The 20,831-nt window shown below is 62.9% G+C and carries 18 protein-coding genes; 7 read left to right on the top strand and 11 right to left on the bottom strand.

Translation table 11 applies throughout. The annotated features are described in order from the left end of the window. Positions 1-5: 5 nt before the first annotated feature. The 6 genes from O7A70_RS10485 to O7A70_RS10510 are packed head-to-tail and all read right to left on the bottom strand — an operon-like array spanning position 6 to position 7,127. Positions 6-965, bottom strand: coding sequence for an ABC transporter ATP-binding protein (locus tag O7A70_RS10485; RefSeq protein ID WP_337140325.1), 960 nt, complete (start codon positions 963-965; stop codon positions 6-8). Continuing rightward, positions 962-1,933 carry an ABC transporter permease gene (locus O7A70_RS10490; RefSeq protein WP_337140326.1) on the bottom strand — a complete coding sequence of 324 codons (972 nt, stop codon included), beginning with the start codon at positions 1,931-1,933 and terminating at the stop codon, positions 962-964. Before O7A70_RS10490 ends, O7A70_RS10485 begins: the two co-directional genes overlap by 4 nt. Beyond that, positions 1,933-2,949: an ABC transporter permease gene (locus O7A70_RS10495; RefSeq protein ID WP_337140327.1), complete on the bottom strand. Its 1,017-nt coding sequence runs from the start codon at positions 2,947-2,949 to the stop codon at positions 1,933-1,935. Before O7A70_RS10495 ends, O7A70_RS10490 begins: the two co-directional genes overlap by 1 nt. Before the next feature lie 38 nt (positions 2,950-2,987). Then, entirely contained in the window at positions 2,988-4,649 is a 1,662-nt protein-coding gene (locus O7A70_RS10500) for an ABC transporter substrate-binding protein (RefSeq protein WP_337140328.1), read from the bottom strand. 18 nt (positions 4,650-4,667) lie between these two features. Continuing rightward, positions 4,668-5,573, bottom strand: a complete 906-nt coding sequence (locus O7A70_RS10505) for a proline iminopeptidase-family hydrolase (RefSeq protein ID WP_337140329.1) — start codon at positions 5,571-5,573, stop codon at positions 4,668-4,670. Between the two features lie 39 nt (positions 5,574-5,612). Then, positions 5,613-7,127 (bottom strand): leucyl aminopeptidase, encoded by a 1,515-nt coding sequence (locus O7A70_RS10510; protein ID WP_337140330.1) that lies wholly within the window; start codon positions 7,125-7,127, stop codon positions 5,613-5,615. A gap of 260 nt (positions 7,128-7,387) precedes the next feature. Between O7A70_RS10510 and O7A70_RS10515 the strand changes: the two genes are divergently transcribed. Together O7A70_RS10515 and O7A70_RS10520 are read left to right on the top strand one after the other, a co-directional pair. After that, positions 7,388-8,290 carry a LysR substrate-binding domain-containing protein gene (locus O7A70_RS10515; protein WP_337140331.1) on the top strand — a complete coding sequence of 301 codons (903 nt, stop codon included), beginning with the start codon at positions 7,388-7,390 and terminating at the stop codon, positions 8,288-8,290. A gap of 251 nt (positions 8,291-8,541) precedes the next feature. After that, positions 8,542-9,999: an NCS1 family nucleobase:cation symporter-1 gene (locus O7A70_RS10520; protein ID WP_337140332.1), complete on the top strand. Its 1,458-nt coding sequence runs from the start codon at positions 8,542-8,544 to the stop codon at positions 9,997-9,999. Between the two features lie 36 nt (positions 10,000-10,035). On the opposite strand, the gene O7A70_RS10525 is transcribed toward O7A70_RS10520, so the two are convergent. The 5 genes from O7A70_RS10525 to tpiA form a co-directional block, all read right to left on the bottom strand. Next, a complete protein-coding gene (locus O7A70_RS10525; RefSeq protein WP_337140333.1) occupies positions 10,036-10,575 on the bottom strand; it encodes a DUF1697 domain-containing protein in 540 nt (179 codons plus the stop codon). Positions 10,576-10,583: 8 nt separating this feature from the next. Continuing rightward, positions 10,584-12,221, bottom strand: coding sequence for a CTP synthase (locus O7A70_RS10530; protein WP_140505430.1), 1,638 nt, complete (start codon positions 12,219-12,221; stop codon positions 10,584-10,586). Between the two features lie 197 nt (positions 12,222-12,418). Next, complete coding sequence (locus O7A70_RS10535; protein WP_337140334.1) at positions 12,419-13,549, bottom strand: L,D-transpeptidase; 1,131 nt, start codon at positions 13,547-13,549, stop codon at positions 12,419-12,421. Positions 13,550-13,760: 211 nt separating this feature from the next. Next, entirely contained in the window at positions 13,761-14,231 is a 471-nt protein-coding gene (gene secG, locus O7A70_RS10540; RefSeq protein WP_140505433.1) for a preprotein translocase subunit SecG, read from the bottom strand. Positions 14,232-14,398: 167 nt separating this feature from the next. Further along, positions 14,399-15,169, bottom strand: coding sequence for a triose-phosphate isomerase (gene tpiA, locus O7A70_RS10545; protein ID WP_337140335.1), 771 nt, complete (start codon positions 15,167-15,169; stop codon positions 14,399-14,401). Between the two features lie 143 nt (positions 15,170-15,312). Between tpiA and O7A70_RS10550 the strand changes: the two genes are divergently transcribed. The 5 genes from O7A70_RS10550 (at position 15,313) to O7A70_RS10570 (ending at position 20,818) form a co-directional block, all read left to right on the top strand. Beyond that, positions 15,313-17,205 carry a SurA N-terminal domain-containing protein gene (locus O7A70_RS10550; protein ID WP_337140336.1) on the top strand — a complete coding sequence of 631 codons (1,893 nt, stop codon included), beginning with the start codon at positions 15,313-15,315 and terminating at the stop codon, positions 17,203-17,205. After that, positions 17,202-18,212 carry an anthranilate phosphoribosyltransferase gene (gene trpD / locus O7A70_RS10555; protein ID WP_027142642.1) on the top strand — a complete coding sequence of 337 codons (1,011 nt, stop codon included), beginning with the start codon at positions 17,202-17,204 and terminating at the stop codon, positions 18,210-18,212. The genes O7A70_RS10550 and trpD overlap by 4 nt, the downstream gene beginning before the upstream one ends. 3 nt (positions 18,213-18,215) lie before the next feature. After that, on the top strand, positions 18,216-19,064 hold the full coding sequence (trpC, locus tag O7A70_RS10560; RefSeq protein ID WP_337140337.1) for an indole-3-glycerol phosphate synthase TrpC: 849 nt from the start codon (positions 18,216-18,218) through the stop codon (positions 19,062-19,064). 66 nt (positions 19,065-19,130) lie between these two features. Beyond that, entirely contained in the window at positions 19,131-19,613 is a 483-nt protein-coding gene (moaC, locus tag O7A70_RS10565; RefSeq protein ID WP_337140338.1) for a cyclic pyranopterin monophosphate synthase MoaC, read from the top strand. Next, complete coding sequence (locus tag O7A70_RS10570; RefSeq protein ID WP_337140339.1) at positions 19,613-20,818, top strand: molybdopterin molybdotransferase MoeA; 1,206 nt, start codon at positions 19,613-19,615, stop codon at positions 20,816-20,818. Before moaC ends, O7A70_RS10570 begins: the two co-directional genes overlap by 1 nt. The last annotated feature ends 13 nt before the right edge of the window (positions 20,819-20,831 follow it).

Consider the following 20,831-nt stretch of genomic DNA (forward strand, 5'->3'; position numbering starts at 1 on the left):
TCCGCTCATGTCTGCGCCACCCGAAAGCAGGCCGCCGCGTGCGTGGCGGCACCAAGCTCGGGCTTGCCGGTTAGACAGGGCTCGTAGCGGACCTGGCACCGCGGACCGAAGGCACAGCCTTGCGGCAATCGCAGCAGCGATGGCGGCGACCCGGGGATGGCCGGCAGGCGGCGCGGTTTCGCACCGGTCAGCGGCGGGATCGAACCAAGCAATGCACGCGTGTAGGGGTGTCGCGGGTTGGAAAACAGCTCCGTGCGACTGCCGCGTTCCACGATGCGGCCCGCATACATGACCATGACCCGATCGGCGAGTTCGGAGACCACGCCCATGTCATGCGTGATGAAGACGACCGCCGATTTGTGCGTGGCGCGCAGCTTGCGCACGAGATCGAGAATTCCGGCCTGCACGGTGACGTCGAGCGCCGTGGTCGGCTCGTCCGCCACCAGCAGCGCCGGGTTGCAGGACAACGCCATCGCGATCACCGCCCGTTGGCGCATGCCGCCGGAGAGCTGGTGCGGGTAGCGCGACATCGCCTCGTGCGGGTTGGGGAAGTTCACCTCGGCCAGAAGTTCTTCCACCCGCTCCATGGCCTTGGATTTGCTGATGTTGCGATGGGCGCGGATCTGTTCGGCGATCTGCCAGCCGATGGTGTAGACCGGCGTCAGCGCCGTCATCGGATCCTGGAAGATCATTGCGATCTCATTGCCCCGCAGGCGCCTGAGTTCGCGCGGCGGCAGTCCGACCAACTCGCGGCCCTTGTAGCGGATCGAGCCTTCGATGATGGCGTTGGGGTCGGTGATGAGCCCCATCACCGCCAGCAGCGACACGGTCTTGCCCGAGCCGGACTCGCCAACGACACCGAGAATTTCGCTTTCCGCGAGATCGAAGGAAACGCCATCGATGGCCCTCACCGGGCCGTCATCGGTCCGGAAGGATACCCGGAGATCACGCACCGACAGTATCATGATGTCCTCAGCCGCGGATCGAGAAGGATGTAGACGAAATCGACAACCGCGTTGGCGACCACCACGAACATGGACGCATACATCACCGTCGCCATGATCATCGGCAGATCGAGGTTCTGCAGCGCGTCATAGGTTAGCTTGCCGATGCCGTGCAGGCCGAATACGACTTCGGTCAGCAGGGCCGAGCCGCCCACCAGCGCGCCGAAATCGAGGCCGAACAGGGTGACGAAGGCGATGAGCGACGTGCGCAAGGCGTGGCGCAGCAGGATGCGCGTCTCCGACAGGCCCTTGGCCCGGGCCGTGCGGATATAGTCTTCCTGCAGGGATTCGATGATGGCCGCGCGCAAGACCCGCCCGTAGATGCCGATGTAGAGAATGGCCAGCGTGATCCACGGTATGACCAGCGTCAGGAACCAGCCTTTCGGATCGTCGGAAAAATTCTTGTAGCCGAGCGGCGGCACCCAGGAGAATGCCCAGCTGTCGTGATAGCGGCTCTGGGTGATCAGGTTCATCACCTCGCCCAGCCAGTAGACCGGCATGGAAATGCCGAGCAGCCCCAACGCCATCAGCAGCTTGTCCGGCCAGCTGTCGCGGGTAGCGGCGGCCACGATGCCGATCACGATCGAGACAACCACCCACAGGATCGCCGCTCCGAACACCAGCGAGAGTGTGACGGGGATCGAATCCATGACCGCCGGCACCACCTTCCAACCACGATTGACGAAGGAGGTCAGATCGCCCGTGACGAAGATCTTCTCCATCATCTTCACATATTGCACGTAGAGCGGCCGGTCGAAGCCGAAGCTGTGGCGTACCGCCTCCAGCACCTCAGGCGATGCGTTGCGGCCGGCGATGCGCGCCGCCGGGTCGGCCCCCGGCGTGGCAAAGAAGATTAAAAAGACGATGACCGAGATGCCGAACATCACGAACAGCATCTGACCGAAACGGCGCAGGATCGCGTAAATCATCAGTCGCGCCCCAGTCGAACCTTGGAGCGCGGGTCAAGCGCATCGCGCAGGCCGTCGCCGAAGACATTGAGCGCCATCACGGAAACCGCGATCGCCAGGCCCGGCACCAGCGCCACCAATGGCCTGGTGTAAAGCAGCGCCTGGCCGTCCTGGATGATGGTGCCCCAGCTCGCGGCGGGCGGCTGCACGCCGATCGACAGGAAGGAGAGTGCCGATTCCGTCAGCATGTTCAGCGCCATCATCAGCGGCACGAAGACGATCAGCGTTGTGGTGATGTTGGGCAGGATGTCGCGCCACAGGATCCGCAGCCCCGGCACCCCCAGATTGATCGCGGCGAGCACGAACTCGCTATGGCGCAGCGACAGAACCTGCCCGCGTATCGGACGCGCCACATAGGGTATGTAGACGATGCCGATGATGATGACCGGCAGCCACAGACTGCCGGATTCGATCTCGATCGGCCCGATCGAAATGCCTTGCGCGATGGTGACGATCGAAAGCGAAATCGCCAAGAGATAGATTGGAAACGCCCACAGGACATCCAGCAAGCGCGACAGCACCGTGTCGGTGACGCCGCCGAAATAGCCCGCGATCAATCCCGCCGCCGTGCCCAGAATCAGGGTGAAGATGGTGGCTGCCCCGGAGATCAGCAGCGAGATCAGCCCGCCATAGAGCATCCGGGCCATGACATCGCGCCCCTGGCTGTCGGCGCCAAGGAAATAATTGCCGAGCCGCCAGGTCGGCCCAAGCGGCGTGTAGCCGAGCCCGAGCCCCTCTGTCGATTGTTCCATCACCGGAACGTCGGCGCCGTCGATCTGGATGACGGCGTCGAGCGTCGAGGCGAATGGGTCCACGCCAGCCCATCTCGCGTAGAAAGGCGCACTAAGGCAGGCGAAGACGATGAGGAGGAACACGGCCAGGGATGCCATGGCGGCCCTGTCCGTTGCCAGCCTCGCAAACGCGACGGCCCAGGGCCCTCGCGTCTTGCGTGGCATGGCGACAGCTTCGTTCGACACGGACGTGCCCCCCGCGGTTCGTTACTGCACCCAGGCCATTACTGTACCCAAGATTGGGTGATCATCCAGTTGAACTGCCGGTTGAACTTGAAATTGCCCACGCGCTTGCTGACGAAGTCAAGCCGCTTCGGCGTGAAGAGGCCGACAGCCGGCGCCTTGTCCGTGACTTGCCTGTCGATCTCGGCCCACAATTTGTCGGCGGCTTTCTGGTCGGTCACGCCGAGGTCCAATGCCTTCTGCATCTTGGCGTCGATATCCTTGTCGCAGAAGCCGGCGATGTTGATTGAAGCGTCCGAACCTTCGCGGAAGGAGGCGCAGCTGAACAGGATGTTCAGGAAGTCCGAAGCCGCGGGATAGTCCTTGTACCATTGGGTGACGGACATCTGCACTTTGTTGTTGGTGTTCTGAATGTAGGTGAACTGGATGTTGGACGAGATCGGCTTGACGTCGGCGACATAGCCGATGGTGGTCAGCACGCTCTGCAGATAGACGCCGATGGACCGTGAAATGGCCGTGTCCTCGACGATGATGGTCACCTTCTGGCCCTTGGTGCCCGATTCCTCGACGAGCTGCTTTGCCTTGTCGAGGTCAGGCGCCGACCATTTGGCGCCGGGGTTCTTGGTGAAGGGGCAATAGTCCTCGTGGCCGGGGAAATCCGGAGGCAGGACCTGGCAGACCGGCGAGGCCAGCACCTTGCCGCCAAACAGCTTGACCAGCGTGTTGCGGTCGATCGCGTAGGCAACGGCCTGACGAGCCTTTTCATTGTCGAACGGCGCCAGCCGGTTGTTGAGCGGCGCATACCACCAGGCCGAAAGCGGCGAGATGTGCAACTGATCCATGGCCTTGGTGCCGAGTTCGCCGAGGCGATCGCTGGGCAGCGCGTCGAACATCCAGTCAGCTTCCCCGTTCTGGATCGCGGTGACGGCAGCTTCCTCGGAGAGGCCGAAATCATATTGGACGACATCAGGATAGCCGTCCGGCTGGGCGTCCTCGCTCCATTGTTTGAAGTTGGGATTGCGGGTCACCGTCATCCCCTTGTTGGGATCGAAGGCGGAGATCATGTAGGCGCCGGTGCTGGGGATGGGCTTGGAGCCCATATCTTCCGCGGGCGTGTCCGCCGGCAGGACCACGGCATGCGGCAAGGCAAGCTTGTAGAGGATCTCTGCGTCCGGCTTGGTGAGGTTCAACGTGATGGCGGCGGCCGCTTCGTCGCCGACAACGCCGCCTTCCAGCGTGCAGCTCTTGGTGTCGGCAAGGCATTTGTCGGCGCCAACGATGCCGGCATAAAAGGTGCCCGAGGTCGGTCCGGAGACCTTGAAGATGCGCTGGAAGGAAGCAACGACGTCCTTCACGCCGAGATCCTTGCCATCGGAGAACTTGATGCCCCTGCGCAGTTTGAAGGTGAAGGTCTTGCCGTCATTGCTGACCTGCGGCAGCGCCTCGGCCAGGTCGGGGACGATGGTGAAGCCGTCCATGCCCTCGGCCTTGCGGAAGGCGACCAGGCCGTCATAGATCGGCTGGTACATTTGCCAGCCCTGGTCGGTGTAGTTGATATGCGGATCGAGCGTTCCGGCCGCCGAGCGGGCCAGCAGGCGAATGGTGCCGCCGCGATGTTCCCTGAGGTATTCGGCCTGTGCCGGAGCCAGCCACGAGCCGGCCAGCAATGCCGCGGCCGAGGCCGCCAAGAGCAATTTCTTCATGTCTTAGTTCCCCTTTTCTCAGTTGTCGTTGTCGTCCAGGAAGTCTCCCACCACCTGCATGCATAGATCCTGCTCTTCGACATGCGGCATATGGCTGGAATGTTCGAATATCTGCCAGCGCGATCCCTTGATGCCGTCCTTGAAGGGCTGCACGGTCGCTGGCGTGGCCTCGTCGTAACGGCCGGAGATGATCAGCGTGGGAACATCGATCGCCGGCAGCCGATCGATGATGCTCCAGCTCTTCAGCGTTCCGATCACGTGGAATTCGTTCGGACCGTTCATCACATGATAAACGGTCGGATTGCGCACGATCTGAGCGAAGGTCTCCGTCACTTCCGGCGGGAACGGAACAACGCGGCAGACATGGCGTTCGTAGAACCGCATCGTCGCTTCTTGATAGGCCGGATCGTCCGTCGTGGCGGCCTGCTCGTGCCGAGTGAGCGTCTCCTGCACGTCCTCGGGCAGGTCGGCGCGCAGCCGGTTGGCCTCCTGTACCCATAGCGTCATGGACGCCGGTGAGTTGGCGATTGTCAGCGACCTCAAGCCCTTCGGCCGCGTCACCCCATATTCAGCGCCCAACATGCCGCCCCAGCTCTGTCCGAGCACATGGAAGCCGCCTCGGATCCCGAGATGATCGACGAGATTTTCAAGTTCGTCGATAAACAGCCCGGGCGTCCAGAAATCGGCGCCCTTGTCAGGCAGCAGGGTGGAATTGCCGCAGCCCAGCTGGTCGTAGTGGATGACGGCACGGCCTCCTCGGGCAAGAAGCTTGTAGGCATCAACGTAATTATGGGCGGCACCTGGCCCGCCATGCAGGATGACGACCGGAGCCTTGTCGGCGTCGAGTTCGCCGCTGACCCGATACCAGGTTTCGTACCCGCCGAAGCCGGCCCGGCCTTCCCTGGTGACGATTTCCGATGACATCCCGATTCCCTGTGTGGCTGAAGACATCTTGTTTTGCCCCTAGTTCGTCAGTCGGCCGGACCGAACCCATTCTTCCAGCATCTGCACGCCGAATGCCGTGGCGCCTTGCCTGCCGAGGGGCCGATCCGCCTCGGCCAGTTCCTTGCCGGCAATGTCGAGATGCACCCAGGGCCGATCCTCGGTGAAATGACGCAGGAACGCCGCGGCGTAGGGAGCGTCACCGTCTTCCATGTCCTTGGCGTGATGTCGCAGATCCGCGAACGGCGATTGCAGCCCCTCGTCGTAAGCCCGGTCGAGCGGCAGCTGCCAGAACCGCTCGCCGACCATTTCTCCGGCCGCGATCATCCGCGAGGCGATGGCATCGTCGGTGCTGAAGAGGCCGGCGAATACCGATCCGAGACCTCGCATCACCGAATAGGTCAGAGTGGCAAGGTCGACGATCACCGACGGGTTGAAGCGCGAGGCGGCATAATAGAGGCAGTCGGCCAGGATCAGGCGCCCTTCCGCATCCGTGTCGAACACTTCCACGGTCTGGCCGGACGCTGTCGTGATGATGTCGCGCGGCTTGAGCGCGGTGCCCGACGGCATGTTCTCGGCAATGCCGAGCACCCCGACCACGTGCACCGGGCTGCCTTGCCGGGCCAGCGCGATCAGCAGGCCGACCACCGCGGCCGCGCCGCCCATATCGGCCTTCATATCGAACATCTGCTCGCCGCGTTTTATGCAAAGGCCGCCGGAATCAAAACATACGCCCTTGCCGACAAAGGCCAGCGGCTGTGCGGGGGCACCCTTGCCGCGATAGCGCAGGACCGCGACGCGCGGCGGCCGCACGGAGCCTGACCCCACGGCCAGGATCGCATTCATGCCGAGTTCCTTCAGCCTCGCCGTATCGAGTATCTCGACGTCGATGCCAGCTTCGCGCAACGGCTCCAGATGATCGTGGAAATTGTCGGGATGGAGATGGTTTGGCGGCAGGTTGACCAGTGTGCGCGCATATTCGACGCCATCCGCGATGGCGTTGATCCGTGCCAGCGCCGAATTCAGCTCCGGGCCGCCGGCCCCGACCAATTGCACCCGCAGGGTCCGATCGGCCCCCGCCCCTTGGCGCCGGTTGCGCAGGTCGAAGCGATAGCGCCGCAGCCGCATTCCAAGCGCGATTCTTGCCAGGACCTCCGCTCCCGGCAGACCTACGCCTGCGATGGGGTCAAGGACCAGGGTAGCCGCGCATTCCCCTTTGCCTTCCAGATGCGCGGCAAGCAGGCCGCCGGCGCGTGCCAAGGAGAGTGCGGTGACGGCCTCGGCCTTGCCGAGGGCCAGGACAACCACGCGCCGGGTCGATATCGCCTGGGGGGCGATGACATCGATACAGGCGCCGGATTCAGCCAAGGCGGTTGCATCGGAACAGGCCCGGGAGAGGATCCCGCCCATTTCGGTGTCCAGTGCCATTGCCCGCGGGCCAAAGCCTGTCTGGGCAGTCTGCAGGATCACGACGACGGAAGTTTCCGCGGAAATCTCGTCCGCCGTTTCAAAGACCGGCACTGGCGATTGAGGCATAAGCGGGCGTTCTCCTCATTGCAGGGCTTTGGCAGAGGCGCTGCTCGCAATTTGCGTAACGCTTCGCCTGCCACCGGTGGAAGCCGGTCAAACCGGTCGCCGCCGTTGGTGGAATGATGCCGAAGTCCCCAAATAGTCGTTTTCGTAAGACGACTTAGTTGCTCTTGCCTCTTGGGTATCCCTGAACGGGCCAAGCGATCAAACGCCAATTTTGTCCATGTCGATTGACAAAAACTCAACTGACAATTCATGATCGTTCAATGGCCCTACCCTCACTCAATGGCATGCGCGCTTTCGAAGCCGCCGCACGTCTCGGCAGCGTCAAGGATGCAGCGGAAGAACTGCATTTGACGCCCTCCGCCATCAGCCGTCATATCCGCGCGCTTGAAAGGAATCTCGGTCAGGATTTGTTCGAGCGCGGCTTTCGCCAGATAACGCCCACTACCAGGGGCTCTTACTATGCACGCAGCCTCTCCGAAGCGTTCGAGGCCATCTGGCGCGCCACCGACGATGTCAATCTCGCCAACGGCCCGAACCACGGCAGGACCCAGCGTGTCCGGGTCCTGTGCGTGCCGGTTGTTCTGAACCTTTGGCTGGCGGACCGGTTGCCGAACTTTCGCCGGCAGCATCCGGCCGTGGATCTGGAGATTTCGACGTCAGGCAAGCGCGCCAATTTCGATTTGGCCATCGTCGACGAGTTCGTCTACAAGGCCGGCCCGGCTCTGACGCTGCTGATCCCGCTGGTTCTGACGCCGGTCTGTGCGCCCTCGCTGCTCGAAGGCCCGATGCCGCTGCGATCGCCCGCCGATCTGGTCAACCACCATCTGATCCACGAATGCGAGACCATGCGATGGAAGCGCTGGCTGGAACAGGAAGGCGTTTTGGACACGACGCCGAAATCCAGCACGACGCTGGATGATTGCACGCTGATCATGCGCGAGGCGATCAATGGCGCTGGAATAGCGCTTGCCGACACGATGATGGCCCAGGATCTGCTGCAGCAGGGCAAGCTGGTCGCCCCGTTCAGCGCCCGTCATACCTATCCGGCGGGCATCTACCTGCATCAGCGCCGCAGCATCGGCAACAAGCCGGGTACCGGCCTCTTTCAGGACTGGCTGCTTTCCGAAGTCGAGGACCATAAGCGGGTGATGGCCATCGCCTAGGCAGCCCCGCTTGCCGACAGATGTTGTGAACACGGGTCCGTCCAGATTCAGGCCGTGGATCGAGAACTCGAATCAACAGGCAGGCCTTTTCAAAAGCGGCTCACCATCATCGCCCCGTCGATAATCGCGGTTCGCATTGAATATCTTTAAGGTCAAAGCCGGCAAATCGATTGCTTGCCGGTTCCCCTGCGTCAGGCGTAACCTCCGCGGTCAACGCGTGAGGGCGCGTGCTGCAAGAAGGGGACATTGCAATGACGATACAAGGCGCATCGCCTGACCTGTATAATGAAGACCTCGCTCCTGCCAAGGTTCGAAACTGGGGACCGTTCTCGATCTTCAACGTCTGGACGTCGGACGTCCATAGCCTGTGGGGCTACTACCTCGCCGCCAGCCTGTTTCTGTTCTGTGGCGGCTTCGTCAATTTCATCATCGCCATCGGCATCGGCTCGCTGATCATCTACGCGCTGATGAACATGGTCGGCTATGCCGGTGTGAAGACCGGTGTGCCCTACCCCGTGCTCGCCCGCGCCTCCTTCGGCATCTGGGGCGCCAACATTCCGGCACTGGTGCGCGCCATCGTCGCCTGCTTCTGGTACGGCGCGCAGACTGCCGCCGCCTCCGGCGCCATCGTCGCATTGCTCATCCGCTCGCAATGGTTCGCCGATTTCAACGCCAACACCCATTTCCTCGGCCATTCCGGCCTGGAGGTGATCTGCTTCGTGGTCATATGGGCCCTGCAACTGCTCATCATCCAGAAAGGCATGGAAACGGTGCGCCGGTTCCAGGATTGGGCGGGACCCGCCGTCTGGGTGATGATGCTGCTCCTGGCCATCTATCTCTGCGTCAAATCCGGAACCTTCGCCTTCACCAGCGACATCCCGATGGACGTGCTTCTGGAAAAGACCAAGGATGCCGGCGTGCCTGGAACGCCGGGCTCGTGGACGTCGCTGTTCGCGGTCGCCGCGATCTGGGTGACGTATTTTTCGGCGCTCTATCTCAATTTCTGCGATTTCGCCCGCTATGCGCCCGATCAGGCGGCGCTGCGCAAGGGCAATATCTGGGGTCTGCCGATCAACCTGATCCTGTTCTCGCTGGTCGCCGGCGTCACCACCATTGCCGCCTACGACGTTTACCATGACGTGCTGCTGCACCCCGACCAGATCTCGGCCAAGTTCGACAGCTGGTTCCTGGCTGCCCTTGCCGCCCTGACCTTCGCGGTGGCGACGCTCGGCATCAACGTCGTGGCCAACTTCGTGTCGCCGGCCTTCGACTTCTCCAACGTCTTCCCGCGGCAGATCGACTTCAAGAAGGGCGGCTACATCGCCGCTGTCATCGCGCTTGTGCTCTATCCGTTCGCACCGTGGGAAGGCAGTGCCGCCTCCTTCGTCAACGTCATCGGCGCGACGATGGGGCCGATCTTCGGCGTGATGATGGTCGATTACTATCTGATCCGGAAGGGCGACGTCGACGTCGAGGCGCTGTATCGCGAGGACGGCGAGTTCCGCTTCCAGGGCGGCTGGCATGTCAATGCCTTCATCGCCGCCGGCATCGGCGCCGTCTTCTCGTCGATCCTGCCGAACTTCACCAACTGGCTGCCGTCCTGGTGGGGCGTCTATGGCTGGTTCTTCGGCGTGGCGATCGCCGGCGTCATCTACTACGTGCTGCGCACCGCCGCCCTGGGTGCAGGCGCCAAGATAGCAAAAGCCTGACGAACTTCTCTGGGGCGGCGCAACGCCGCCCCAGATTTATGCTCCTATCATCTCGGCCAGCTTGCGCACCGTGTTCCAGTTGCGCGAGGTTCCGATACCCATGCGCTTGTGATTTGCGGCCGCGAGCAGCCGCGAGCTAGGCCTCTCCCGTGAAAAGACGACCCAGATGTCGCCGCCGACCAGAAGCACCTTCTCGTCCGCGGCGGCATAGGCCTGAAGGCCCGATATGGCATCCTCGGCCACGGGTTTGCGCATCACGCGCACCGCGACCTGGTCGCCGGCTTCCACCGACTCGGTCGGGAATGGATTGCCGCTTGCGAGTTTGCGCCAGTCTCCGGCGGCACGGACGATGATGTCGACATGGCGGCCAAAGGTCTGTTCGAAGGCGGATTCCAGCCGCTTCTCAAGTCCGGCGATCGAGATCTTTTCACTCTCGAAAACCAGGTTGCCGGTCGCCACCAGGGTGCGGACATTCTTCAGGCCGAGGCCTTCCACCATCGCCTTGAGATCGGACATGACGACCCGCCGCCCCTCTCGCAGGGTGATGCTATAGAGAAGCGCCACATAGGTCCGCATGGCAGCGATCAGACCAGCCGGCTCTGCTCCACCGCCGCCTCGATGAAGCTGGCGAACAGCGGATGCGGATCGAGCGGCCGGCTCTTCAGCTCGGGGTGATATTGCACGCCGATGAACCAGGGATGGTCGGGATACTCGACGGTCTCCGGCAGCACACCGTCGGGCGACATGCCGGCAAAGACCAGCCCGCAATCCTCCAGGCGCTTCTTGTAGTCGATATTGACCTCGTAGCGGTGCCGGTGACGTTCGGAAATCTGGGTGTCGCCGTAGATATCGGCGATCTTCGAGCCTTTGGCGAGCTCGGCCTGATAGGCGCCGAGCCGCATGGTGCCGCCGAGATCGCCGCTCGCCCTGCGCTTTTCCAGCATGTTGCCCTTCAGCCATTCGGTCATCAAACCGACGACCGGTTCCTTGGTGGGGCCGAACTCGGTCGATGAAGCATGTTCGACACCGGCCAGCGATCGCGCCGCCTCGATGCAGGCCATCTGCATGCCGAAGCAGATGCCGAAATACGGCACCTTGCGCTCGCGTGCGAACTTCGCCGCCAGGATCTTGCCCTCCGAGCCACGCTCGCCGAAACCGCCGGGCACCAGGATGCCGTGCACCTTCTCCAGCCAAGGCGTCGGATCCTCCTTTTCGAAGATTTCCGATTCGATCCAGTCGAGCTTGACCTTGACGTGGTTGGCCAGCCCGCCATGCGAGAGCGCCTCGATCAGCGATTTGTAGGCGTCCTTGAGGCCGGTATACTTGCCGACGATGGCGATGGTGACCTCGCCCTCCGGATTGTGGATGCGGTTGGAGACAGCCTGCCATGGTTCCATGCGCGGCTTGGGCGCCGGGTCGATGCCGAAGGCGGCCAGCACTTCCGAATCGAGACCTTCCTTGTGGTAGGCCATAGGCACGTCGTAGATATGCGGCACGTCGAGCGCCTGGATGACGGCGCTTTCCCTGACATTACAGAACAGCGACAGTTTGCGGCGCTCTTCCTTGGGAATGGCGCGGTCGGCGCGCACCAGAAGAATATCCGGCGCAATGCCGATGCCGCGCAATTCCTTGACCGAATGCTGCGTCGGCTTGGTCTTCAGCTCACCCGCCGTCGGGATATAGGGCATCAAGGTCAGGTGGACATAGACGGCGTTGTTGCGCGGCAGATCGTTGCCGAGCTGGCGGATCGCCTCGAGGAACGGCATCGCCTCGATGTCGCCGACCGTGCCGCCGATTTCGCACAGAACGAAATCATAGTCGTCATTGCCGTCGAGGACGAAGTTCTTGATCTCGTCGGTAACGTGCGGGATGACCTGCACGGTCGCGCCGAGATAGTCGCCACGCCGCTCGCGCTCGATGATATTCTTGTAGATACGCCCGGTCGTGATGTTGTCCTGCTGGTTGGCGGAACGGCCGGTGAAGCGTTCGTAATGGCCAAGGTCGAGGTCGGTTTCGGCCCCGTCATCGGTGACGAACACTTCGCCATGCTGGTACGGCGACATCGTGCCGGGATCGACATTGAGGTAGGGGTCGAGCTTTTTGATGCGTGCGCGATAGCCTCGCGCCTGCAGGAGAGCCCCAAGGGCCGCTGCGGCAATGCCTTTTCCAAGTGAGGAAACCACGCCGCCTGTGATGAATACATATCGCGCCATGGGAGTCATCGCTTAACGCGGCCGGATTGATTCCGCCAGAGAAAAAACCGCCGCGAAGGCTTTTTCCCAAAAAGGCGCTCGGACCATGATCCCGAAAAGTGGAATCCGGTTTTTGGACAAGACCACGACCAAACAGGTTTGAGCGGGACCTTAAGCAAAACAAAAGGGCCGGCTGAGCCGGCCCTTTCGGCATGATGATGGAAACGTCAGATGATGACGACTTTGGTGCCGACCCGGACGCGGCTGTAGAGATCCATGACGTGCTCGTTCATCATGCGGAAGCAGCCATTGGAGGCACTGGTGCCGATCGACTGCGGCGCGATGGTGCCGTGGATACGCAGATGCGTGTCCTTCTTGCCGTCATAGAGATAGATGGCGCGTGCGCCGAGCGGGTTCTGGCCGCCGCCGGCCATGCCGTCCTTGTACTGGCCGTAGTGCTTGGGCTCGCGCTTCTGCATGTCGAGCGTCGGGATCCAGCGCGGCCATTCCTGCTTGTCGCCGACCGCGACCGTGCCCTTGAACTGCAGGCCTTCGCGGCCGACCGCGATGGCGTAGCGGCGTGCGGTGGTCGATGATTCGACGAGATAGAGCCGGCGAGCACTGGTGTCGATGACGATCGTGCCGGCATCGTAGCCCGTGAATTCCACGTCCTGAGGCACGAATTCCGGCTTCACCTTGAACGGCTTCTTGGCATTCTTCTGGGCAAGTGCCGAGTCGAGCGCGCGTGTCTCGGGCAGATAGCTGATCGATGAGCCGGATGAGGTTCCACCGAACAGACCGGCGAACAGGCCGCCGCTTGACTGCTTCTGGCCGCCGACCACCTCGCTGCGCAATTCGCCATTGTTACCGGTCAAAGCGACATTCATCACCTCGGCCGGGACAGGCTCGGCCGACTGGATAGCCGTGACCGGTTCAATCGGCTCGATAATCTTGATGGTCTTCTTGGCCGGCTTGGCATCGGCCACTTCGGTTGCCGGTGCTTTTTGACCCTTGCTGGCCAGGAATGCCTTCCGGTCCGCGTCAGCCCTGGCTTTGGCTGCCTCGCGCATCGCCAGCTTCCTGGCTTCGAGCGCCTTGGCTTTGGCGTCTTCCTTGCCAGCGGCGATCTTGGCCTCGATCTTCTTGATCTGGGCGAGGTCGTCCGGTGTCGGGGTTTTCTTCTTCTTGAGAAGCTTCAACTGCGCCGCATCGCTCTTGGCCGCGACGGGGATGGCGTCGGTTTTTTCAAGCGACACCGACTGTTGTGCGGCCATATTTGCCGGCATGCCGGCGAAGGCCGGGGAACTCATGCCGATTGCGGCGCAAAGTCCCAGGAAAATGAAGCTGCGAAGCTGCATGGCGAAGATCCGATCGTTCAATGCTTGTTGCCCACGGCGTCGCCCGGCGTCCCCCAAGGACGCCGAAAATGCCGCGTGCAATCTATAGTCGAATAAGCGCGGATGCCTCAAGCGCGAGACCGCACTGCCGCCCGTCGAATCTTCGTGATCGCGCAGCATTTGCCGCGACTGTGTTCAAACGATCACAGGTCGCGGTTTGGAGACGTGGAAGTTACTGGTTCGGAACCTGAGGCGCCGCCGGCGCGGTGTTGGTGGTGCCATTGGTCGCCGGCGGCGTCGAGCCGGCGGCGGGTGCCGTGGCCGGGGCCGTTGCCGGAGGCTTTGCCGCGGCGTCGTTTCCGGACGGCGGCGTCGGCGTAGCGTTGCCGGCGGGTGCCGGCGTGGTCTTGCCCGGCAGTTGGTTGAGCACGCCCTTGCCATCCGAGGTCGTGGGAACCCGATCGAGAATGTCGATCGGTTTCTCGCCGTAGCGGGCGATGATCGACAAGGTCAGCGACGTCACAAAGAACGCAGCCGCCAGGATCGCCGTCGCCCGGGTCAGAGCGTTGGCGGCGCCGCGTGCCGTCATGAAGCCCGATCCGCCACCAATGCCGAGGCCGCCGCCTTCGGAGCGCTGCAGCAGCACCACGCCGACAAGGGCGAGCACGACCATGAGATGGATGACGATCAGTACGGTTTGCATAGTTTATCCTGGCAAGGCCCTGCCCGGCCGCGAACACGACCGGTGAATTGGAGGCGGCTCAATACAATGCTTTCACGGCATTTCCAAGCCCGTGGCCGGAATATGGGAAGCAACGCGCCCTTTGCAACGAATTTGGACGGGACGAGACCCGCCCACCCTCGTGAATCTCAGCCTGCAATGCTGCGATAGGCTTCGGCGATACCCAGGAAATCAGCCGCTTTCAGGCTGGCGCCACCGACCAGCGCGCCATCGACATTCCGGACGCCCAGCAGCTCCACCGCGTTGGATGGCTTGACCGAGCCGCCATAGAGAATGCGCATCCTGGCAGCGGCGGTCCCCAGCTTTTCCGACAGCTTTTCGCGGATATGCGCATGCGCTTCGGCCACATCGGCCGCGGTTGGCGTCAAGCCGGTGCCGATCGCCCATACCGGCTCATAGGCAATGACGGTGTTGGATGGCGTGGCACTTGGCGGTACCGAGCCAGCCACCTGGCGCGACAGCACCTCCAGCGTGGCTCCAGCCTCACGCTCCTGCCGCGTCTCGCCGATGCAAACGATGGCCACCAGCCCGGCACGCCAGGCCGCGGTGGCCTTGGCCTGGACCGTCGCGTCGTCCTCGCCGCTTTGTTCGCGGCATTCGGAATGACCGACAATGACATGGCTTGCGCCCGCGTCCTTCAGCATCTCCGCGGAAATGCAGCCGGTATATGCGCCGCTCTCCTTGCTATGGCAGTCCTCACCGCCGGCATGGACCGGCGTGCGCGACAGGATCTCGGCGGCATGGGAAAGCAGCGTCGCGGGAACACAGACCAGTGCTTCGGTCTCGGCGTCGAGCCCGCTCATGAAACCGTTGCCGATCATTCTGAGCTCGTTCAGCGAGGCGCTGGTGCCGTTCATTTTCCAGTTGCCGGCGACAAGGGGGCGAATTCCTGGCGTCATGGTGTGCTTCTCCGGGCGATATCAGGCTCTGGCCCTCACTACCAAAATCAGGCCACAAAGCAATCGACAGGCGACCGGAAGGGCGCTATTGCGCTTGTTTCAAACTCGGCGCATGCGAAAATGCGCATAAATCGGAAGTAACCATGCTTGGTGTATTGAGAAGCGCGGCGGGTACCTGGGTCGCGAAGACATTGCTTTCGCTGCTAGTGGTCAGTTTCGCCGCGTGGGGCATCTCCGGACGGCTGATGGGCGGCCTTGCGGGCCACGATTCGGTGATAACGGCCGGCGGCACCAAGGTATCGATCAACGAATACCGCCTTGCATATGACCGCCAGCTCGCCGTCATGTCGCAGCAGTTCGGTCAGCGCCTCACTCATGAACAGGCAAAGGCGCTCGGCATCGACAACCAGGTGCTGGCGCAACTCGTTTCCGGTGCCGTTCTCGACGAACAGGCACGCAAGCTGGGCCTCGGCCTCTCCAAGGACCGGCTGGCCGAACTCACCCGCGAAGATCCGGCTTTCAAGGGCCCTGGCGGTCAGTTCGACCGAAGGACATTCGACTATATGCTGCACGAGGTCGGCATGCGGCCCGAGGATTACCTGAAGAACCGCGCCCAGGTGGCGGTGCGCCAGCAGATCGTCGAGGCGGTCTCGGACGGCCTCAAGGCGCCGGACACGTTCTTCAGGGCGGTCGCGCTCTACCGCGGTGAAGACCGCACCGTCGACTATTTGACATTGCCAAAGACGCTGGTCGAGCCGATCGAGGCGCCGAGCGACAGCGTGCTCCAGGCCTATTTCGAGGCCAACAAGAAAACCTACGCCGCACCTGAATACCGCAAATTCTCGTATGTCCGCCTGGAACCGGTGGACATCATGGACACGACCGCGGTCACCGACCAGCAGGTCAGTGACGACTACAACAAGAACAAGGCACGCTACACCACGCCCGAAATGCGCACCATCGAGCAGCTTGTGTTCAAGACGCCGGATGCGGCCAAGGCAGCGCTCGATTCGCTCAAGGCCGGCGCCACCTTCGACAAACTGGTGATCGCCGAAGGCAAAACCCCGGCCGACACGCTGCTTGGCACGCTCGCCAAGGACAAGATCGCCGACAAGGCGGTTGCCGATGCCGCCTTCGCGCTCAACGTCAATGAAGTCAGCCAGGTCGTTCAGGGCACCTTCGGCCCAGTGCTGTTGCGCGTGACCGAGATCAAGCCCGAGGTGGTAAAGCCGCTCGCCGAAGTGTCCGACCAGATCCGCAAGGACCTGGCGCTGGGCGAGGCAAGCCGCATCCTCTTGGATGTACACGACAATTATGAGGACACCCGTGCATCGGGCAGTTCTCTGGCCGACGCGGCCGCCAAATTGAAGCTTAAGGACATCACCGTCGACGCCATCGATCGCAATGGCCTGAGGCCCGATGGCTCCATCGTCAAGGACCTGCCGGAATCACCGTCTCTGATCAAGGCCGTCTTTGATGCGGAACCCAACACCGAAAACGAGGCGCTGACCACCGCGGACAACGGCTTCGTCTTCTATGAGGTCGGTTCGATCACACCGGCCCGCGACCGCACTCTTGACGAGGTGCGCCAGAAAGTTGCCGCCGACTGGACGGCGGCCGAGACCACCAAGCGGCTCGCCGCCAAGGCGGGCGAACTCGAGAAGCGCCTCAAGGCCGGCGCCACGCTCGACGTCATCGCCGGTGACCTCAAGCTGGAAAAGCAGACCAAGCGCGGCTTGAAGCGCGAAGCCGATGATGCCGATTTCGGCAAGGAGGGCGCCGCCGTGATGTTCGGGGTCGGCGAAGGCGGCACCGGCTTGATCCCCTCGCCCACCGGCGACGGCCAGATCCTGTTCAAGGTCGCCGAAGTATTCGAACCGGCCGGCGCCGACGCCAGCTCGGTGCCGGACGACGCGCAGAAGTCATTCACCTCCGGCATGTCCGACGACCTGCTCGACCAATTGGTGGCGCAGTTGCAGACGCAGTACGACGTCCGCATCGACCAGGCCGCCGTTGCCCAAGCCTCGACAAGATGAGCGCGCTGAAAACCCATATCGCCAAGGTCGCGACCGGCACCGCCCTGTCCTTCGAGGAGGCCTGCGAGGCCTTCGACATCATCATGTCGGGCGATGCGACCCCAGGGCAGATCGGCGGCTTCCTGATGGCGCTGCGCGTGCGCGGCGAGACGGTGAACGAGATTTCGGGCGCTGTCGCCACGATGCGCGCCAAGATGCTTCGCGTCGATGCCCCTGACGGCGCTATCGACATCGTCGGCACCGGCGGCGACAATTCGCACTCGGTCAACATCTCGACGGCCTCCGCCTTCGTCATTGCCGGCAGCGGCGTGCCGGTCGCCAAGCACGGCAATCGCGGCCTGTCCTCGCTGACCGGCGCGGCCGACGTGCTGATTGCCCTCGGCGTCAAGATCGACATCGCGCCGGAGATTATCGGCAAATGCATCCATGAAGCAGGCGTCGGCTTCATGTTCGCGCCGGCGCACCATCCGGCGATGAAGCATGTCGGTCCGGTTCGGGGCGAGCTTGGCACGCGCACTATCTTCAACCTGCTCGGCCCGCTTTCCAACCCGGCCAGCGTCAAGCGGCAGATGGTCGGCGTGTTCATGCCGGAATGGATCATGCCGGTGGCCGAAACGCTGAAGGCGCTCGGCACCGAGCATGCCTGGGTCGCCCATGGCGATGGCTATGACGAGATCACCACCACGGGCGAGACGCAGGTCGCCGAACTGGTTGGCGGCGAAATCCGCAGCTTTACGCTGACCCCGGAAGAGGTTGGACTAAAGCGCCATACCAAGGGTGAGCTGCGCGGCGGTGATGCCGCCTATAATGCCAAGGCCTTGCGCGACATGCTGGGCGGCGCCGCCGGCGCCTACCGCGACACGGTGTTGATGAATGCCGGCGCTGGACTGGTGATTGCGGGCAAGGCGACGACACTCGGCGACGGCATCGCCATCGCCGCGCAGGCGATCGACAGCGGCCGGGCGCTGCAGGTGCTCGACCGGCTGGTCGAAATTTCGAACGGGTGAACCGTGTCTGACATTTTGCGCAAGATCGAGGCCTACAAGCGCGACGAGATAGCCGCCGCCAAGGCACGCCTGCCGCTGGCCGAGATCAAGGCGCGCGCAAAAGACGCCGACGCACCGCGCGGGTTCCTCGCCGCGCTCGAAGCGAAGCGCAGATCGGGCGGCTTTGCCCTGATCGCCGAGATCAAGAAGGCAAGTCCGTCCAAAGGGTTGATCCGTGCCGATTTCGATCCGCCGAATCTGGCCAAGGCTTATGAAAAAGGCGGCGCGGCCTGCCTTTCCGTGCTGACCGATGCGCCCTCCTTTCAGGGCGCACCGGAGTTTCTGACCAAGGCGCGAGCCGCCGTGACGCTGCCCGCCCTGCGCAAGGATTTCCTGTTCGATCCCTACCAGGTCTACGAGGCGCGGGCCTGGGGCGCGGACGCCATTTTGATCATCATGGCCAGCGTCGATGACGCCATGGCAAGCGAACTCGAATCGACCGCATTCGAGCTAGGCATGGATGCCCTGATCGAGGTGCACGACGAAGCCGAGACGGAGCGCGCGCTGAAACTGTCATCGCAATTGATCGGCATCAACAACCGCAACCTGCGGACATTCGAGACCAGCCTCGACACGTCGGAGCGGCTGCGGGCGATGGTGCCGGGTGGTCATTTGCTGGTCAGCGAAAGCGGCATCTTCTCGCATGACGATTGTCTTAGACTGCAAAGGATGGACATCGGCGCCTTCCTGGTGGGCGAGAGCTTGATGCGCCAACGGGATGTGACCGCTGCAACACGCTCGCTGCTCACGGGCAAGGCGTCCGATGGGTCGGCCCGAAAATCGGAATCGATTTTCGGAGAGCACGATGCATAGAGTCAAAGTGATAGAACGCACTTTGTGCGTCCGAATGGACGCACGTCGTTCTATGGCGATTTGACGATGGCTGCCAACCTCACGCACCTCGGCGCGCAGGGCGAGGCCAACATGGTCGATGTCGGCGACAAGGACGAGACGACGCGCACCGCGATTGCGGAGGGTTTCGTCTCGATGCATCCAGAGACGTTGAAGACCATCCTTGCCGGCAATGCCAAGAAAGGCGATGTGCTCGGCACCGCGCGCATCGCCGGCATCATGGCGGCGAAGAAGACGCATGAATTGATCCCGCTCTGCCATCCCCTGCTGCTGACCAAGGTTTCCGTCGACATTGAGCCTGATCATGCGCTGCCAGGCCTGAAGGTCACTGCCCTGGCGCGCGTCACCGGCAAGACCGGGGTCGAAATGGAGGCGCTGACCGCCGCGTCCGTGGCCTGCCTGACCATCTACGACATGGCAAAGGCGGTGGACCGCGCCATGGTCATCTCAGGTATCCGGCTGGTCGAAAAAACCGGCGGCAAGTCTGGCGACTACAAGGCAGGTGCCTGATGGCGCTGGTTCCGATCGCCGAGGCGCTCGAACGCCTGCTTGATAGCGCAGTGCCGCTGGGCGGCGAAAGCGTTCCTCTCATGGAGGCTGCCGATCGTGTGCTGGCGGAACCCGTCGTGGCGCTTCGCACCCAGCCGCCTTTCAACGCTTCGGCCATGGACGGTTATGCAGTGCGTGCCGCCGACGTGGCGTCGGTGCCGTCGAAACTCGCGGTGATCGGCATGGCGTCAGCCGGGCGTGGCTTTGACGGTACGGTCGGCCAGGCACAGGCCGTGCGCATCTTCACCGGCGCACCGCTGCCTGACGGCGCCGACACCATCGTCATCCAGGAAAATGTCCGGGATATCGGCGGTGGCAATATCGAGGTGATCGAGCCCACCGCAGAGTGGCGTAACATCCGCCGCATCGGCCTCGATTTTTCCAAGGGCGACGTGTTGCTGGAAAAGGGGCGCGTGCTCGACCCGGCGGCACTGTCGCTGGTGGCATCGGCCAATCATCCCCGAGTGCGCGTGGTGAAACGGCCGCTGGTCGCCATCATCGCCACCGGTGACGAGCTGTTGCCGCCCGGAAGCGAACTCGGGCCTGACCAGATTATTTCGTCCAACGCCTATGGCGTCGCCGCGGCAGCACAGTCGGTCGGTGCCCGCGCGCTCGATCTCGGAATCGCCGCCGACCGCAAGGACGCCATCGCCGGCATGGTCGGGAAAGCGGTCGCGGCGGGCGCCGATGTCATCGTCACGCTCGGCGGCGCCTCGGTCGGCGACCACGACCTGATCCATGACGTGCTGACCGGCGAAGGCATGACGCTCGGCTTCTGGAAGATCGCCATGCGTCCCGGCAAGCCGCTGATGTTCGGACGCCTCGGCGATATCCGATGCATCGGCCTGCCCGGCAACCCGGTGGCAAGCCTGGTCTGCTCGCAATTGTTCCTGAAGCCGCTTCTGGCAAGGCTGGGCGGTCGCGCCTACCGTCAGGACATCCGTCAGGCGCGGCTGGGCACCGCAATGCCCGCCAATGATCTGCGCCAGGATTATGTGCGGGCGGTGGTCAGGGAAGACCACGGCGAACTGATGGCAACGCCGTTCGGCATCCAGGATTCCTCGATGCTGAGGATGCTTGCCGACGCCAACGGGCTGATCGTGCGCGCGCCTTTTGCCCCTGTATCCGCTGCCGGAGACGTTTGCAGCGTTCTGATGTTGCGCTAAAGAATTTTCCCAT

It is taken from the genome of Mesorhizobium sp. Cs1299R1N1, assembly GCF_037179655.1.
Taxonomy (GTDB): Bacteria; Pseudomonadota; Alphaproteobacteria; order Rhizobiales; family Rhizobiaceae; genus Mesorhizobium; species Mesorhizobium salmacidum.

What these genes read in the sequence shown, in the direction of transcription:
- O7A70_RS10485 (WP_337140325.1), bottom strand. Translation starts at nt 965, where the DNA reads ATGATACTGTCGGTGCGTGATCTCCGGGTATCCTTCCGGACCGATGAC.
- O7A70_RS10490 (WP_337140326.1), bottom strand. Translation starts at nt 1,933, where the DNA reads ATGATTTACGCGATCCTGCGCCGTTTCGGTCAGATGCTGTTCGTGATG.
- O7A70_RS10500 (WP_337140328.1), bottom strand. Translation starts at nt 4,649, where the DNA reads ATGAAGAAATTGCTCTTGGCGGCCTCGGCCGCGGCATTGCTGGCCGGC.
- O7A70_RS10505 (WP_337140329.1), bottom strand. Translation starts at nt 5,573, where the DNA reads ATGTCATCGGAAATCGTCACCAGGGAAGGCCGGGCCGGCTTCGGCGGG.
- O7A70_RS10510 (WP_337140330.1), bottom strand. Translation starts at nt 7,127, where the DNA reads ATGCCTCAATCGCCAGTGCCGGTCTTTGAAACGGCGGACGAGATTTCC.
- O7A70_RS10515 (WP_337140331.1), top strand. Translation starts at nt 7,388, where the DNA reads ATGGCCCTACCCTCACTCAATGGCATGCGCGCTTTCGAAGCCGCCGCA.
- O7A70_RS10520 (WP_337140332.1), top strand. Translation starts at nt 8,542, where the DNA reads ATGACGATACAAGGCGCATCGCCTGACCTGTATAATGAAGACCTCGCT.
- O7A70_RS10525 (WP_337140333.1), bottom strand. Translation starts at nt 10,575, where the DNA reads ATGCGGACCTATGTGGCGCTTCTCTATAGCATCACCCTGCGAGAGGGG.
- O7A70_RS10530 (WP_140505430.1), bottom strand. Translation starts at nt 12,221, where the DNA reads ATGACTCCCATGGCGCGATATGTATTCATCACAGGCGGCGTGGTTTCC.
- O7A70_RS10535 (WP_337140334.1), bottom strand. Translation starts at nt 13,549, where the DNA reads ATGCAGCTTCGCAGCTTCATTTTCCTGGGACTTTGCGCCGCAATCGGC.
- secG (WP_140505433.1), bottom strand. Translation starts at nt 14,231, where the DNA reads ATGCAAACCGTACTGATCGTCATCCATCTCATGGTCGTGCTCGCCCTT.
- tpiA (WP_337140335.1), bottom strand. Translation starts at nt 15,169, where the DNA reads ATGACGCCAGGAATTCGCCCCCTTGTCGCCGGCAACTGGAAAATGAAC.
- O7A70_RS10550 (WP_337140336.1), top strand. Translation starts at nt 15,313, where the DNA reads ATGCTTGGTGTATTGAGAAGCGCGGCGGGTACCTGGGTCGCGAAGACA.
- trpD (WP_027142642.1), top strand. Translation starts at nt 17,202, where the DNA reads ATGAGCGCGCTGAAAACCCATATCGCCAAGGTCGCGACCGGCACCGCC.
- moaC (WP_337140338.1), top strand. Translation starts at nt 19,131, where the DNA reads ATGGCTGCCAACCTCACGCACCTCGGCGCGCAGGGCGAGGCCAACATG.
- O7A70_RS10570 (WP_337140339.1), top strand. Translation starts at nt 19,613, where the DNA reads ATGGCGCTGGTTCCGATCGCCGAGGCGCTCGAACGCCTGCTTGATAGC.